The sequence below is a fragment of the Pedobacter glucosidilyticus DSM 23534 genome, assembly GCF_000425145.1.
GTDB lineage: Bacteria > Bacteroidota > Bacteroidia > Sphingobacteriales > Sphingobacteriaceae > Pseudopedobacter > Pseudopedobacter glucosidilyticus.
Map to the genome: position 1 here is coordinate 54,141 of NZ_AULF01000013.1, position 15,724 is coordinate 69,864.

Sequence of the window (15,724 nt, forward strand, 5' to 3'; positions counted from 1 at the left end):
TTTTTGTTGCATTCTCATAAATAATCCCTAGTTTTAGCGAAACTTTAGGGGTGTCCCGTTTGCGGGCTGAGATTATACCCTTTGAACCTGATGCAGTTCATACTGCCGAAGGGAAAAGTGAAAAGCTTTCTATAGCTTTTTTCGTTTGGCTTTCCATAGGTCATTCCTAAAGTGTGTTTTTAAACTGTTTTAGGAATGAAAATAAAAATCAACAATCAATTTTTCGAGTTTAGGGCAGCTCCAACTGTAAAAGAGCTTATTCAGCATGTTTTTCCTTCTGGAGATTTTGCTGGGATGGCTTTGGCAGTTAATCAAACTGTTATCCCAAAATCTCAATGGGATAGTTTACTCATCCATGAAAACGATCAAATAGACATTATAAAAGCTACTCAAGGCGGTTAATCCTCATCAAAAAAATCAGATTATGAAAACAGACAAAACTCCAAACGAGCAAAAGATATCGAGAGAGCCTTTTCCTGCATCTCAGAAAATTTATGTAAAAGGCGAGCTATACCCTATAGAAGTTGCCATGAGGCAAATCACGCTAACCGAAACTAAAATTCACAACGGTTTTGGTTTAACAGAGCCTAATCCGCCTGTAGCTGTTTATGATACTAGCGGTCCTTACACAGATCCAAATATAGATATTGATGTAAAAAAAGGCTTACCTAAGCTGCGTCAGCAATGGATTTTAGATAGAAATGATGTAGAGCAATTACCAGAGATAAGTTCAGAATACGGTAAAAAACGCTTAAATGATAGTAAGCTCGATGAGTTAAGATTTAGTAAAAATGCTAATCCGCTTAAAGCAAAATCGGGTAAAAATGTATCGCAAATGCATTATGCTCGTAAAGGAATCATAACGCCAGAGATGGAATATATCGCCATCAGAGAAAACCAACAGATAGCACTTTTAAAAGAGCAATTGGGTGATCAGTTTGAAACTATGGCAGCACAACATCAAGGAAATAGTTTTGGCGCTTTAACCCCAAAGGGGATGATAACGCCAGAATTTGTTAGACAAGAAGTTGCTAGTGGAAGAGCAGTTATTCCTTGTAATATCAACCATCCAGAGCTTGAACCTATGATTATTGGTAGAAATTTTCTGGTAAAAATTAATGCTAACATTGGTAATTCGGCAGTAACTTCAAGTATAGAAGAAGAGGTAGAGAAAGCCGTTTGGGCTTGTCGTTGGGGGGCCGATACCATCATGGATTTATCTACTGGTAAAAATATCCATGAAACCCGCGAATGGATTATCAGAAACTCTCCAGTGCCTATTGGTACAGTACCTATTTACCAAGCTTTAGAAAAAGTAAACGGTAAAGCAGAAGATTTAACTTGGGAGCTTTTTAGAGATACTTTGATAGAACAAGCAGAGCAAGGTGTAGATTATTTTACCATCCATGCTGGCGTTTTGTTAAGATATATTCCTTTAACAGCTAAGCGTATAACCGGTATCGTTTCAAGAGGTGGTTCTATTATGGCCAAATGGTGTTTGGCGCATCATAAAGAAAACTTCTTATACACACATTTTGAAGAGATTTGCGAAATCATGAAAGCTTATGATGTTGCTTTTTCTTTAGGGGATGGTTTAAGACCAGGTTCTATTGCTGATGCTAATGATGCCGCTCAGTTTGGCGAATTAGAAACTTTAGGAGAACTTACTAAAATAGCCTGGAAACACGATGTGCAAACCATTATTGAAGGTCCGGGACATGTTCCTATGCATTTGATAAAAGAAAATATGGAAAAGCAACTAGCTCATTGCGGTGAAGCTCCATTTTACACTTTAGGGCCTTTAACAACAGATATTGCTCCAGGCTATGACCATATTACTTCTGCCATTGGTGCAGCCATGATAGGTTGGTATGGTACGGCTATGCTTTGTTATGTTACACCAAAAGAGCATCTGGGTTTACCTAATAAAAAAGATGTTAAAGATGGTGTAATTACATACAAAATTGCTGCACATGCTGCTGATTTGGCTAAAGGACATCCGGGGGCGCAATACAGAGATAATGCTTTAAGTAAAGCCCGTTTTGAGTTTAGATGGGAAGACCAATTTAACCTGTCTTTAGATCCTGATACGGCTAAAGAATTTCATGATGAGACATTGCCAGCAGAAGGTGCTAAAATTGCTCATTTCTGTTCTATGTGTGGGCCAAACTTTTGCTCAATGAAGATTACGCAAGATGTAAGAGCTTATGCAGCAGAAAACGGTTTAGATGAAACCAAAGTTTTGGAAAAAGGTATGGAAGAAAAAGCTAAAGAATTTACAGCTAAGGGAAGCGAAATTTATCTGTAATGGAATTAGTAGTTATTTCGAGTCCTATTGAAGTTTATGATGAAATTAATTTAGTTAAACAATTATTTAATAATGGTTTAACTAAATTTCATTACCGTAAGCCCACGGCAACTCTAGAGCAGTGTAAAGACTTTCTAAATGCTTTTGATAAAGCTGATTTAGCTAAAATAGCTTTACACCAATTCCATCATTTGGTGAAAGATTTTGATATCAAACATTTGCATTTTAAAGAGCGAGATAGGCATTACAGTAGCGCTTTAGAACTGGCAAATTTAAAGTTAGAAGGCTTTACTTTAAGCACTTCTATTCATGATGTTAAGGATATTCAGACTTTAGCTCATTTTGATTATGCTTTTCTTGGGCCTGTTTTTAATAGTATTTCAAAAGTTGGATATGAAAGTACATTGAATGAAACATGGCAAAGGGCTATTAAAAATTCTGACATTCTGCTTTATGCTATAGGAGGCATTAATAAAGCTAATATTAAACAGATCAATGCTTTAGGATTTAAAGGAGCTGCTGTTTTAGGTGCTATTTGGCAAGCCGTAAATCCTGTAGAGGAATTTAAACTATTAAAATTATGATACCTATAACAAGACCATATGTATTAAGTATTGCAGGCTTAGACCCTAGTTCCGGAGCAGGCTTAATAGCTGATTGTAAAGTTTTTGAGCAATTAAAGGTTTATGGTTTTGGGGTGAGTTCTGCTCTTACCGTACAAGATGAAGCAAATGTATATGAACTCAATTGGCTTACTAAAAATCAAATTATTAAACAGCTAGAGCCTTTGGTTGCTACATATCCTATCAAAGCCTGTAAAATAGGTATTGTAAAAGATATTAATTTATTACTGCAAATAGTTGATTTTCTGAAAGATAAACTCCCTCATATAAAGATTATAGTAGACCCAATTCTTAAAAGTTCATCAGGTTTTGATTTTATGAATTATAATGATGAACAATTATGGTTTCAACTTTTAACAAAAGTTGAATTAATAACGCCTAATTACATAGAAATGAAAATGCTATCACAAAGTAGAGATGTGTTGGAAGCAACAAAAGAATGGTCCAGATACGGAAATATTTTATTGAAAGGCGGACATCATGCTGAACATTTAGGTGTTGATTTACTTTTTACAAATCAAGAAGTTAAGCGCTTTATGCCATCAGAAACTTTAGTTTACCCTAAACATGGTTCTGGCTGTGTTTTGTCTGCCGCAATTACTTCATATTTAGCCTTAGGTTTTTGTTTGACTGAATCCTGCGAGTTGGCCAAAACCTATACAGAACAATTTTTAAATAGTGAAAAAGGACTTTTAGGATACCATCATTTATGATTTCGAAACTACACTATATCTCGCAAGGAGAAACTTCTGAAGCACATTTAATGGCTATAGAAAGCGTATTAAAAGCTGGTGCTAAATGGATTCAACTGCGTATGAAAAAGTTTGATGAAGCCATGGTTTTGGCTACCGCAAAAGAGGCTAAATCACTTTGTAATACTTATGAAGCAAAGTTAATTATCAATGATTATCCATTGGTAGCCAAGGAAGTACAGTCTTTTGGTTTACATTTAGGTTTAAATGATATGCCTATTCAAGAGGCTAGGGCAATTGTTGGTCATCAAATGATTATTGGTGGTACAGCTAATACTTTTGCTGATGTTGAAAAACGTATTACGGATGGTGCAGACTATATAGGTTTAGGTCCTTACAGATTTACCAAAACTAAAGAAAACTTAAGTCCGGTTTTAGGTGCACAAGGCTACCGCCACATGATACAAAAGATGAAAGAATATGGTTATAAAACACCAATTATTGCCATAGGAGGTATTGTTAAAACTGATATCCCTGAGTTGAAACGCAAAGGTGTATATGGGGTTGCGCTATCTGGCGAGTTAACCAATGCCAATAATAAATATCAACTAATTAGTGAAATACATAGCTTATTAGAAGCAGAATAAAATATAAAAACATCTATGTTAAAAATAGCAGATAAAACTTTTAAATCATGTTTATTTACGGGAACTGGTAAATTTGGCTCTGCCAAGTTGATGGAAGAAGCTTTATTAGTATCCGAGTCAGAATTGGTAACGGTAGCCTTAAAACGAGTTGATTTACAGCACAAAGAAGATGATATCCTTCAACATTTAAATCATCCACATTTAAACTTATTACCTAATACATCGGGTGTTAGAAATGCTAAAGAAGCGGTTTATGCCGCACAACTGGCTCGTGAAGCATTAGAAACCAATTGGGTTAAATTAGAAATACATCCTGATCCGAAATATCTGATGCCAGACCCGATAGAAACTTTATTGGCTACTGAAGAACTGGCAAAATTGGGCTTTATAGTTTTACCTTACATACATGCCGACCCAGTGTTGTGTAAGCGTTTAGAAGATGCAGGTACAGCAGCAGTAATGCCTTTAGGCTCGCCAATTGGTAGTAATAAAGGCCTAAAAACAATTGATTTTCTGGAGATTATCATCTCGCAAAGTAAAGTCCCTGTAGTTATTGATGCTGGCATTGGAGCACCATCAGATGCAGCAAAAGCCATGGAAATAGGTGCCGATGCTGTTTTGGTAAACACAGCTATTGCTGTTGCAGGTAATCCTGTAGAGATGGCTAAAGCCTTTAAAATGGCCGTTGAAGCGGGTAGAAAGGCCTATGAAGCCAAATTAGCAAAAACAGTAAACCATGCAGTTGCAAGTAGTCCATTAACTTCTTTTTTAGATGTCTGAGTTTTTAGAAATATTTAAGCAATACCATTGGGATGATGTTAAAGCATCTATCTACAATAAAAACCATATTGATGTTGAAGAGGCTTTACACAACCCCAAAAGAGGTTTAGAAGACTTTAAAGCCTTGGTTTCGCCAGCAGCATCAGCTTATTTAGAGCCTATGGCACAATTAAGTCATCAGCTTACGCAAAAGCGTTTTGGTAAGACTTTGCAAATGTATATTCCACTTTATTTATCTAACGAGTGTAATAACATTTGCACTTATTGCGGTTTTAGCCTCGATAATAAAATCAAAAGGAAAACGCTAAGCCCCTTAGAGATTATGCAGGAGGTAAGTGTTATCAAAAATATGGGGTACGACCATGTTTTACTAGTTACAGGCGAAGCCAACCAAACGGTACATGTAGATTATTTTAAAAAGGTTTTAGATTTGATTAGACCTCATTTCTCACATATATCTATGGAAGTACAGCCTTTAGACCAAGAAGATTATGAAGCTTTAATCCCGCTAGGTTTAAATACTGTTTTGGTTTATCAAGAAACTTATCATCAGGAAGATTACAAAAAACATCACCCGAAAGGGAAAAAATCAAATTTTGAATACCGTTTAGCAACGCCTGATAGGTTGGGGAGAGCCGGAATCCATAAAATGGGTTTAGGTGTTTTAATTGGATTGGAAGATTGGAGAACAGATTGCTTTTTTACAGCCTTACATTTGCAATATCTAGAAAAAACCTATTGGCAAACAAAGTACAGCTTATCGTTCCCGCGATTGAGACCTTTTAGTGGTGGTTTAGAACCAAAAGTAGCCATGAATGATAGAGAATTGGCACAATTAATTTGCGCTTATAGGATTTTTGATGAAGAGGTAGAATTGTCTTTATCTACCAGAGAGTCAGCTTCTTTTAGAAATCATATCATTAAAATGGGAATTACCTCTATAAGCGCCGGAAGTAAAACCAACCCAGGCGGCTATACCGTAGAGCCAGAATCTTTAGAACAGTTTGAAATTAGCGATGATCGTAGTCCGCAAGAAATTGCCCAAATGATAAAAAACAGCGGATATGAGGTTGTTTGGAAAGATTGGGATCAAGTTTTGTAAATTGCTGAGCTTTTAAATATGATAAGATGGACTTAAACGAGGCAGAAAAGATAAGATATAACAGGCAACTCATTTTACCTGAGCTAGGTTTATCTGGCCAGAATAAACTTAAAAATGCCAAAGTTTTAATGATTGGTGCTGGAGGTTTAGGTTGCCCGGTTTTGCAATATCTGGCTGCAGCAGGAGTAGGGCATATAGGCATTATTGACCATGATGTGGTTGATGAAAGTAATCTTCATCGTCAAATTTTATATAACCATTTAGATATAGGTAAAAACAAAGCTTTAGTTGCCCAAGAAAAATTGTCTTTGTTAAATCCTTTAATCAAAACTGATGCTTATTCCTTTAAGTTAAGTGATGAAAATGCTTCAGAAATTATCCAAAACTATGATTTAATAATTGACGGTTCTGATAATTTTAAAACTCGGTATTTGGTTAATGATGTTTGTGTTACCTTAAATAAACCGTGGGTATTTGGTTCTATTTTTAAATTTGAAGGTCAGGTTGCTATTTTTCATCCCGAAAGGGCAAATACTTATCGTGATGTTTACCCAGAAGCTCCAGATGAAAGTACAGTACCCAATTGTGCAGAAATTGGTGTTTTAGGAGTGCTACCGGGTTTAATAGGTTTGATAATGGCTAATGAAGCTATCAAGTTTATTTGCGATATTGGTGAAACTTTATTGGGTAAATTGTTGGTTTATGATACTTTAGAGAATGATTTTAAGATTTATCAACTTACACAACCCAAACTAAAAATAGAAGAAAAACCATTAAAAGCGGATAAAAACGTGGCCACAGAAATAGAATTTGACGATTTAGAACAATTAGGAAATTATTATTTATTAGACATAAGAGAAGAGTGGGAGTTTGAAGATTTTAATAAAGGAGGTACCAATATCCCTTTAAATCTTTTACCTCAGCAATTGCATGTATTAGCAGGAGAGGATAAAATTGTTTGCTGCTGTAATTATGGTAATAAAAGTAAAATAGCAGTAAAACTTATTAAAGACCAATATCCTTATAAGGAAGTTTATAGCGTAAAAAACGGTATAGAAGAGTGTTAAGCTACTTTTCTTTTAGATTTTTCCCATGCAGCAGATTGTTGGCCTTTAAAATATCTGATAGTGCCTGCCAAGGCTGCATAGTTCATTAAACAAAAATAATAAGGAATAAAAAACAGCTTAATTTTTAGTTTTTTCTGTTCTAAAAACCAACCCAAAGCTGATGCTGTATAGAAAAGCACTTGCATAAGCAAAATTACTTGGTATAAAAGTAAATCTGGATATTGGTAAACAATTAAACAGTTTAAAATAAAAGCTACCAACATTAAAGCTGGTGTAACTGCCCATCTCAATACTTTATGACTAATGTATTGAAAAGTTAAAATAGGATTATTAAAAGGATTAGCAGCCTTTTTTAACCTAAAAATAGATTGAATTCCGCCAGCTACAATTCTAATTTTTCTTTTAAGTTCTTCTGCGGAGTTTTCTGATGCGGTTTCAATAGCATAAGCCTTTGGCTCATAAGCAATAATATAACCTTGCTCTGCAATGCGCATGGCTATCATGTGGTCGTCTATAATGGTATCGCTTTCTACAGGTTGGTATAAAGCAGTTCTGATACTGAATAGCTCTCCAGCTGCGCCAATACTAGAATAAAGCTCGTAATCCCATTTTTTTAAAGCCGATTCATATTTCCAATAAAAACCTTCTCCGGCAGCGCTGGCATCAGCTTTTTCATCAACCATAATGCGTTTTTCGCCAGCAACAGCACCAACTTTAGCTAGTTGGTAATGTTTTACAAGTTCTTTTATCGCCTCGGGATTTAAAAAAGTATTAGCATCCGTGAAAACGGTAATTTCGCCTTTTATGTAGGGGATAGCCCTTTTAATAGCTGCCATTTTTCCTGCTCTACTATCTTGATGAAGCAGCTCTATATCTTTATACTGACTAATAATTTGCGGTGTTTGGTCTGATGAGCCATCTGTGATAAACAAAATCTGAAACTTATTTTTTGGATAATCTATAGCTAAACAGTTTTGTATTTTTTCTTCTATAAAATCTTCCTCGTTAAAAGCAGCTATCAATAAAGTTGTATTTGGTAAATGGTTATCTACTAGGTTTTTAATCTCTTTTTTAGGTTTAAAAAGTCTTTTTATTTTTATCAATACAAAAAGTAAAATTCCATAGCCCAAGAAAGCGTAAAACACCACAAATAAAGAAAACCAGAAAAAAGCTATCATGAATTTTTAATTTTAAAGCCTAAATTTTTGCTGTTTTTAGGGTTGGTAAAGTTCCATAAAACACCTTTTAAAACCCATTTTATTAAATCTTTTCTGCCTTTTAAAAGGTATTGAAGCATCATTCTAGGGCAGGCAATGCTACAATAATAAATACTAAAAGCAAAAGTGTTTAAAGAGCTAGTATTTTTTCTGATGAAAAGCATCCTGTTTCTTACAGAGAAATAGGTTTTTAATGCGCTCTCTTTGCCAACACTTACTGATTCTTTATGGTAAATATGTGTTTTTCCGGTAAACCATATTTTTTTACCCATTCTTTTAAACTTCTCGCACCAATCTAATTCTTCGTAATACAAAAAATAATTTTCATCCATTTGCCCAGCTTTTTGTAAATCGGTTTTACGGCACATTACAGCGGCACCGTGGCAATAACCAGTTTCGTTACTTATTTCTAGGTATTGCCCATTATTAGTTTCAAACTGGCCAATACAATCATTTCTGGCAGTTAAATAGTTCAGAGGAGTGAAACCTGCATATTGTATCAGGCTTTTATCTTCATGGTAAAGAATTAATGGAGATAGTAAGCCAATGTCTGGGTTTTGTTCCAATTCAGAAATCATGGTTTCTATGCAACCCGGGATTATTTCTGTATCATTGTTTAAAAGGAAGAGATAATCTCCTTTGACAACTTGTAAACCTAAATTGTTACCACCGGCAAAACCAAGGTTTTTTTCTGAGCGTATAAAAACTATTTCTGGGTAATGTTTAAGAAATGTTTCATGATGATTTTCATCACTGCCATTATCTATCAAAATAACTTCTAAATTAGCAGTTGAATAATGTGCCTTAACTGATTTTAGAAAATCTATTGTAGCTTGTGGCTGATTATAGTTTACAGTGATGATGGAGACTAAACGCATTGGTTAAAGAGAATAAAAAATATACAGCTTTCAAAATAAAAGATTTTGTCTGACGAAAAAAACATATCCGAGCAATTTAAGGCCTTTAAAGACCTTGAAAACAAAGATTTAAGTTTGGAAACAAAGTTAGATGAGTTAATTCTATTGCTTGAAAAAAATGAGTTAGATACAGAGAGCATTAAAAAGATGCAACAGAAATTTAACCATGTGGTTAATAAAAAGATTGCGCAGAAAGCTACTATTAATGAAATTAAGGATATATCCTTAAAAAATTTAGATCATATAGATAAGTTAAATCAGCTTGAAATTTTATTAAATACAAATCATATAGACTCTAAACAAGCTAGCAAAATCAAAATAGAAAATGGTCTAGTAAAATTTGTTAAAGTAATTATTGGCTTTTTGATGATTACACTAGGTTTTGCCATGATTATTTTACCTACACCACACTCTTTTGAGATGTTTACCATTTTTTGGTTTAACCCAAATGATGGTGTTACCTTAATGGATTTAATTTCTTTGATTATCATTGCTACGGGCGTGTACATAGTCATCAAATCTTATGTTAAATTTGATTAACAAAATAATACCACGTGAATAATAAAATACTTTTGGTAGACGATGAGGTTTTACAGCTAAAAATCATTGAAAGATTATTAAAATCTAATGGCTACCAGTGTGTTTCTGTCACATCTGTTCAACAGGCCGAGGAGGTATTGAAAAATTTTGTTCCAGATTTAATCATATCTGATTACGAAATGCCAGAGGCTAATGGCTTTGTTTTTAGAGAGAGATTACTAAAAAATGATGATTTAAAAAATGTACCTTTTTTATTCTTAACATCCTTTAATCAGGATGATTTGGTACAAAAAGGACTAGATTTACAAGCCTTAGATTATATTGCTAAAAATATACCTGCTACACAGCTTTTAGCAAAAATTAACAATATCATGAATACCGTTCATGAGCAATATCAGAAATCATTATCAGAAATAACAAATATTGCTAAAAGGCTTAATTTAAATATCGTTCCTACTAAAGCGCCATTACTTAAAAATTTTGAAATACATTATTTTAATCATTCTTACCAAAATCATCCGGGCGGAGATTTTATTGATTTTATAAAAGTTAATGATAGATATACTTTTTTAATATTAGGTGATGTGATGGGGAAAAAATGGGGAGCATGGTTTTTTTCTTTTAGCTTTTTAAGTTACATCAGAGCAGCTGTAAGAATATGCGTATTAGATGGTACGCTCTCTTTAAACGATATCCTAAAAAAAATAAACAAGGTTATTTATGCTGATGATTTTTTAAGAGATATTTTTTCTACCCTAAGCATGGTTTTAGTGGATGATGATGAAGCTAAGCTCATTTATGCGGGTGCCGGAGATTTACCTTTATTGAAATTTTCTTATCAGCATCAGCAATTATTGTCTTATAAATCTGAAGGGATTTTATTAGGCTTTTTAGAAGATAGTAATTTTCCTGAACAAGAAATTGCTTTTGAAGTAGGAGAAGAAGCTTATTTAGTTTCTGATGGGATGATAGATTTTGAAGTTAATGCAGTAAAAAAATCAGATATTAATTTACTGAAGCAAAGGTTATATGATTTAAAAATATCAGGAAAATCAACCGAAGAAATAAAAGAAATTTTATTTAATAGTCAAGCATCACAAATTGATGATTGTAGTTTTATCATCATCAAAAGAAAATAGTTAATTTTAAAACATGAAAATAAATAGTGTAAAACAAGATAATTGTCTGGTTATTTACATCAATGAAAATGAGGCAAATTTTTCAAAATCAGATAAATTTAAAGAGCTAGTTTTTCAAGAGATTGATCAAGGTAATTTAAATATCATTATCTCATTTAAAGAGGTTAATTATTTAGATAGCTCTTTTTTAGGTGCGGTTGTAGCAATTTTAAAGCATCTTATTCCGCTAAATGGTAAATTGGTATTAACACAACTTAATCAAGATATTAAAAACCTATTTGAGTTAACCCGCTTAGATAAAGTGTTTAATATTGAATATGATTTTTCTGAAGCTTTAAATGTTTTTAAATGAGTTTAACTTTACCTCTTATCATACAATCAGAAGCACCACAAAAGCCAGAAGAAATTCATGATTTTGTTATATCATTTACAGATTTACTTTGTAAGCATATTAAATTTTTAGAGGCAAAGGTTTTAGCTAATATCAAACTTATATTAATAGAATATTGCACCAATGCTTTAAAACACGTTGCAAATGAAGTAAATATCATCCAAGCCGAATTTGATAATCAAATATTACAATTAAAAAAAATAGATAAAGCACCCAAATTTAAAATGGGAAATTTGATACTTTCTCAAGACATTTTAAGAAATTATTCATTTATAGAACTTGATGCCCATAGTTTTCAATTTGTTTTAAAACAAGAGTACCAGCAAAAAGAAATACTCTTAATACCAGAACATTTTGGTTTTGAAATAGTGATAAGAGCATCTAAAAAATTTACTTACTCTTATCAGGAAGATACCAAAGAAAATATTTTTTGCGCTACGTTAACTTTCTAGTTTTAATAATTGCTACAATAGTTTGCCAGCTGCCTTTATAAAGACTTATAAAACTAAATTTTTGATAATCTTGTAAAGCAAAATAACCAACACCTACTGCTATTAAAGTAGGTACCAAAGTAGCTAAGGCAAGGCCATAAATATTTCCCAATGTAAATACCCCAATAATATCAAAAATGATATTTGCAGCAAGCATAACCATCACTTTGATAAAGTTAACTCTTGGTTTGTGTATAACATCAAGGGTAAGAGCCATAAACCTATCTGCTGGATAAAGCAATGCAAATAGCATGAATAACCTTAATACATTTGCTGCCTCTGTTTGGGTATATTGTGGTCCGCCAATCAGAGCAATGGCAAAATCTGCTAAAAACAAAGAAAGTATAGCTGCTGGTATTAAAAAAATGGTTAGCAAACCAATGTATTTAGACATCTCCTCAATAACCAGTTTGTTTTTTGCTTGATTATAAGCTGTAGATAAACTAGGCATAGCAGTAGCAGCAAAACTTCTTAGTGGAATTTCTATAATTTCTAGAAGTTTTTGCCCTAAATTATAAATTGCCAAAGCGGCATCGCCTAAAAAAACTTTAATAATAATAGTATCAGATGTTCTGAAAAGATTTGCACTGATAGTTGTTCCGACACTAAATTTTCCAAAATTGTATAAAGCTAAAACGCTTTCTTTACTTTTTCTATTAAACAATTGTATACCAGACCATCCTTTCAAGACAACAAATAAACTGGTGATAAAAAACGATAAAAGATAGGCATACAGCACATATTGTAGATTTACTTTACCAGTAATAATTAGCCCGGTAATAAAAATTATAAAAGAGGCTGTATTAATGGTTCTGATATATAAAAGCCTATCAAAACGTTGTTCGCCCTGCATCATATTGGTAGCCATATAATAGGGTAAAGAAACAATATAAGTAATGCCAAACCATTTTAACAGTAAAGAAAAGCCTATATCACTAATATAATCTTCTAAAAAAAAAGCAGGAATATTAAGTCCAATAAATCCTAAAGTTATCAGTAAAGCAATATACCAAGACGAAGCCACAATTTCCTCTGCTTTTTCTACAGACGCACCAGCATAAAACTTTATAAATGCAGTAGTTAAAAAGCCAGATCTAAAAGTTTCAAGAAGTAAATAGCCAGTGGTAAAAAAAATCCATATACCCATCTCTTCTAAACTAAGCGCATGAGACAGTAAACCATAAGTTACCATCCCTAAAACAGACATCACGGCATTTCCAGTTAAAGATAAAAAATGCTTGTTTTTGATGATAATAAACAGTTTATGTAGATATTTAAACATGAATTTTTATAAACAAAATAATTTCTTGTAAAAAAATAAATACTTCTTAAAATTTATAGCAATTTAACTAGTTTTAACAAAAAATAACAGCTAGCAAATGCACAATAATACATATAGTTTTGAAGATATTGCGCTTTTAATTACAGTTTACAATAGAAGCTCTTCTTTAGAGAGGTTACTTAAAGCTTTTGATGAATTAGGAATCTGTTTTGGAGAAATAATTGTTTCTGACGATTGTAGTAAAGCACAACATCAAGAAAAAATGAAGCTTTTGCAGCAAGATTATCCTTTTAAGCTTATTACAACCCCAATTAATAAAGGATTAGCCAATAATCTTAACAAAGGGCAAAATGCCGTAACCAAACCTTTTACGCTATACGTACAGGAAGATTTTATTCCTCAACCAGTTTTTATAAAAAATCTGGAAAATGCAGTAAAAATCATTAAAAAAGATACATCTGTTGATACCATAAGGTTTTACGCTTACTTTCCTTATCCTTATACAAAACCTTATGATACAAATTTTGATGAAATGATTTTTAAAAAATCTATTTTGTACTGGAATCACTTAAAATTTTATGTTTATAGTGATCATCCTCATCTTAGAAGAAGCAATTTTTTAAAAAAGTTTGGATACTATAAAGAGGGGATACAAATGGATAAAACAGAATTTGAAATGGCCTTATCATTTATAAAAGGTAATGGAAAAGGGCTTATTGCCAAAGATATTTATGCTTCTTTTGAGCAAAAAAATTCGCCCGATGAACCTAGTACTGTAAACCGGAAATCATGGAGAGAGGATAAATCATTAATCATTTTAGGTTTAAGAAAAGTATTTCTACTTTACAGGTTTCTTAAAAATACTTTCCAACTTTACAGCAAATAAAAGATGGCTATTTTTTCAAACATCAGTTTATTAATTACCCATTACAACAGAACGGCTTCTTTAGAAAGACTTTTAAATTCTTTTGTAGATATTGATATTTCTTTTGGCGAGATTGTAGTTTCAGATGACGGTAGTAAGCCAGAGAATTTAAAACGCTTAACTGATTTACAAACAAAGTTTGATTTTAAATTGGTAAGCACTCCCATAAATAAAGGCTTAGGAAATAATATCAACAAAGGGCAAAAAGCAGTTAGTAAACCTTTAACCTTATATGTCCAAGAAGATTTTATTCCTTGCGGGGATTTTTTAAATTATTTAACTCAAGCAGAAGAAATTATGATAGCAAAGCCAGAGCTGGATATCATCAGATTTTACGCTTATTTTAAATATCCATATTTAAAACCTTATAAAAATGGATTTAGTGAAATGATTTTTAAACTGTGGTATCCTGGGTATAAAAAGTTTTATATGTATAGCGACCATCCGCACCTCAGAAGAAGTAACTTCCTAGAAAAGTTTGGATATTATACAGAAGGAGTAAAAGGCGATGTTACCGAGTATAACATGATGATGAGTTTTTTAAAAAATAGAGGTAAAGGGATGTTTCATCAACATTATAGAACCATCTTTAATCAAGAAAACTCCTCTGCCGAGCCCAGTACGATGAAACGTGATTTTTGGCGAGAGTCTAATAACCCGCTTATCAAACTGATGAGACATGGTTACAGGCATCTGAAATTTAATATAGATTATTTAAAGTAAATATGTTATACTTAAAATTACCCACTTGGTTAAAGCAGCATTTGTACACACAAAAAGGCTTTGCTGATTTAAGCAACACAGAAATTGAAGATTTAAAACAAAGGATTAAGGTTTTTACTCATGATACACCCGATGTTTCTGTTGTTATACCTGCGTGGAATGAAGAGAATAACATTTTTAGAGCAGTTTCTTCTCTAGCATCTAACATCACCAATCTTAAGGTTGAAATTATTGTCATTAACAATAATTCTTCTGATCATACACAAATGGTTTTAGATACATTAGGTATTAGAAGCTATTTGCAGCCAGAGCAGGGCACACCACATGCCAGACAAATGGGATTATATAAAGCTAAAGGTAAATATCATTTATGTGCAGATTCTGATACTTTTTACCCACCCCGTTGGATAGAGTTAATGACAAAACCCATGCAAGATAACCATGATATTGTTGGTGTATATGGTAGATATTGCTTTATTCCGTTACCGGGAGGCAGTAGGTTAGCGCTTATCCCTTATGAAAAACTAACAGGTATTATGGTAAGGATAAGAAATATAAACAAGCAATTTATAAATGTATTAGGCTTTAATATGGGGTTTAAAACCGATGTTGCAAGGTCTACTGATGGTTTTAAAGTAGAGGGTGTACGTAAATTTGATAATGCAGCCGGTAGCGATTATTATATAGAAGAAGCAGAGGATGGGCAAATGGCTATTCGTTTAAAAACAAAAGGCAAATTGTTTATGGTAACACATCCAGATGCTAGAGTTTTTACTTCATCAAGAAGGTTAGTTGCCGAGGGAGGAATCTATCAATCTTTCATAAATAGGTTTAAACTTAATTTAAGCAGAATGAAAGAATTTTTGCTTGGTAAATAAAA

18 protein-coding genes and 1 riboswitch are annotated in these 15,724 nt (G+C 32.9%); of the genes, 15 read left to right on the forward strand and 3 right to left on the reverse strand.

The window, feature by feature from the left end:
- The first annotated feature begins 36 nt into the window (after positions 1–36).
- Positions 37–131: riboswitch (TPP riboswitch) on the forward strand.
- A 64-nt stretch (positions 132–195) separates the two neighbouring features.
- Genes thiS through moeB form a run of 8 tightly spaced genes read left to right on the forward strand, consistent with a single transcriptional unit; the run spans position 196 to position 7,219 of the window.
- Positions 196–402, forward strand: coding sequence for a sulfur carrier protein ThiS (gene thiS / locus H510_RS0105325; protein ID WP_026903365.1), 207 nt, complete (start codon positions 196–198; stop codon positions 400–402).
- Positions 403–424: 22 nt separating this feature from the next.
- Positions 425–2,308 (forward strand): phosphomethylpyrimidine synthase ThiC, encoded by a 1,884-nt coding sequence (thiC, locus tag H510_RS0105330; RefSeq protein ID WP_026903366.1) that lies wholly within the window; start codon positions 425–427, stop codon positions 2,306–2,308.
- A complete protein-coding gene (locus H510_RS0105335; protein WP_026903367.1) occupies positions 2,308–2,892 on the forward strand; it encodes a thiamine phosphate synthase in 585 nt (194 codons plus the stop codon). Before thiC ends, H510_RS0105335 begins: the two co-directional genes overlap by 1 nt.
- Positions 2,889–3,644, forward strand: a complete 756-nt coding sequence (locus H510_RS0105340; protein ID WP_036692027.1) for a hydroxymethylpyrimidine/phosphomethylpyrimidine kinase — start codon at positions 2,889–2,891, stop codon at positions 3,642–3,644. The genes H510_RS0105335 and H510_RS0105340 overlap by 4 nt, the downstream gene beginning before the upstream one ends.
- Entirely contained in the window at positions 3,641–4,270 is a 630-nt protein-coding gene (locus tag H510_RS0105345; protein WP_026903369.1) for a thiamine phosphate synthase, read from the forward strand. The genes H510_RS0105340 and H510_RS0105345 overlap by 4 nt, the downstream gene beginning before the upstream one ends.
- A gap of 15 nt (positions 4,271–4,285) precedes the next feature.
- The gene (locus H510_RS0105350; RefSeq protein ID WP_026903370.1) at positions 4,286–5,050 is read left to right on the forward strand and encodes a thiazole synthase; all 765 of its coding nucleotides are present in this window, start codon (positions 4,286–4,288) and stop codon (positions 5,048–5,050) included.
- Positions 5,043–6,152 (forward strand): 2-iminoacetate synthase ThiH, encoded by a 1,110-nt coding sequence (gene thiH, locus H510_RS0105355; protein WP_026903371.1) that lies wholly within the window; start codon positions 5,043–5,045, stop codon positions 6,150–6,152. The genes H510_RS0105350 and thiH overlap by 8 nt, the downstream gene beginning before the upstream one ends.
- 26 nt (positions 6,153–6,178) lie before the next feature.
- The gene (moeB, locus tag H510_RS0105360; protein WP_026903372.1) at positions 6,179–7,219 is read left to right on the forward strand and encodes a HesA/MoeB/ThiF family protein; all 1,041 of its coding nucleotides are present in this window, start codon (positions 6,179–6,181) and stop codon (positions 7,217–7,219) included.
- On the opposite strand, the gene H510_RS0105365 is transcribed toward moeB, so the two are convergent.
- Positions 7,216–8,397 carry a glycosyltransferase family 2 protein gene (locus tag H510_RS0105365; protein ID WP_026903373.1) on the reverse strand — a complete coding sequence of 394 codons (1,182 nt, stop codon included), beginning with the start codon at positions 8,395–8,397 and terminating at the stop codon, positions 7,216–7,218. The two genes, moeB and H510_RS0105365, sit on opposite strands and share 4 nt — an antisense overlap.
- Positions 8,394–9,314, reverse strand: a complete 921-nt coding sequence (locus tag H510_RS0105370) for a glycosyltransferase family 2 protein (protein WP_026903374.1) — start codon at positions 9,312–9,314, stop codon at positions 8,394–8,396. The genes H510_RS0105365 and H510_RS0105370 overlap by 4 nt, the downstream gene beginning before the upstream one ends.
- A 45-nt stretch (positions 9,315–9,359) precedes the next feature.
- Between H510_RS0105370 and H510_RS0105375 the strand changes: the two genes are divergently transcribed.
- The 4 genes from H510_RS0105375 to H510_RS0105390 are packed head-to-tail and all read left to right on the forward strand — an operon-like array spanning position 9,360 to position 11,875.
- The gene (locus H510_RS0105375; protein ID WP_036692030.1) at positions 9,360–9,893 is read left to right on the forward strand and encodes a hypothetical protein; all 534 of its coding nucleotides are present in this window, start codon (positions 9,360–9,362) and stop codon (positions 9,891–9,893) included.
- 14 nt (positions 9,894–9,907) lie between these two features.
- Positions 9,908–11,032, forward strand: a complete 1,125-nt coding sequence (locus tag H510_RS0105380) for a response regulator (protein ID WP_026903376.1) — start codon at positions 9,908–9,910, stop codon at positions 11,030–11,032.
- Between the two features lie 13 nt (positions 11,033–11,045).
- Positions 11,046–11,384, forward strand: a complete 339-nt coding sequence (locus H510_RS0105385; protein WP_026903377.1) for an STAS domain-containing protein — start codon at positions 11,046–11,048, stop codon at positions 11,382–11,384.
- Entirely contained in the window at positions 11,381–11,875 is a 495-nt protein-coding gene (locus H510_RS0105390; RefSeq protein WP_026903378.1) for a hypothetical protein, read from the forward strand. The genes H510_RS0105385 and H510_RS0105390 overlap by 4 nt, the downstream gene beginning before the upstream one ends.
- Here H510_RS0105390 and H510_RS0105395 read toward each other — a convergent pair.
- Positions 11,859–13,196, reverse strand: a complete 1,338-nt coding sequence (locus H510_RS0105395; protein ID WP_026903379.1) for a lipopolysaccharide biosynthesis protein — start codon at positions 13,194–13,196, stop codon at positions 11,859–11,861. The genes H510_RS0105390 and H510_RS0105395 overlap by 17 nt on opposite strands.
- A gap of 97 nt (positions 13,197–13,293) precedes the next feature.
- Here H510_RS0105395 and H510_RS0105400 point away from each other — a divergent pair, with 97 nt between their 5' ends.
- Genes H510_RS0105400 through H510_RS0105410 form a run of 3 tightly spaced genes read left to right on the forward strand, consistent with a single transcriptional unit; the run spans position 13,294 to position 15,722 of the window.
- On the forward strand, positions 13,294–14,082 hold the full coding sequence (locus H510_RS0105400; RefSeq protein WP_026903380.1) for a glycosyltransferase: 789 nt from the start codon (positions 13,294–13,296) through the stop codon (positions 14,080–14,082).
- Positions 14,083–14,085: 3 nt separating this feature from the next.
- Positions 14,086–14,844, forward strand: a complete 759-nt coding sequence (locus H510_RS0105405) for a glycosyltransferase (protein WP_026903381.1) — start codon at positions 14,086–14,088, stop codon at positions 14,842–14,844.
- A 2-nt stretch (positions 14,845–14,846) separates the two neighbouring features.
- Positions 14,847–15,722, forward strand: a complete 876-nt coding sequence (locus H510_RS0105410) for a glycosyltransferase family 2 protein (protein WP_026903382.1) — start codon at positions 14,847–14,849, stop codon at positions 15,720–15,722.
- Positions 15,723–15,724 lie beyond the last annotated feature (2 nt).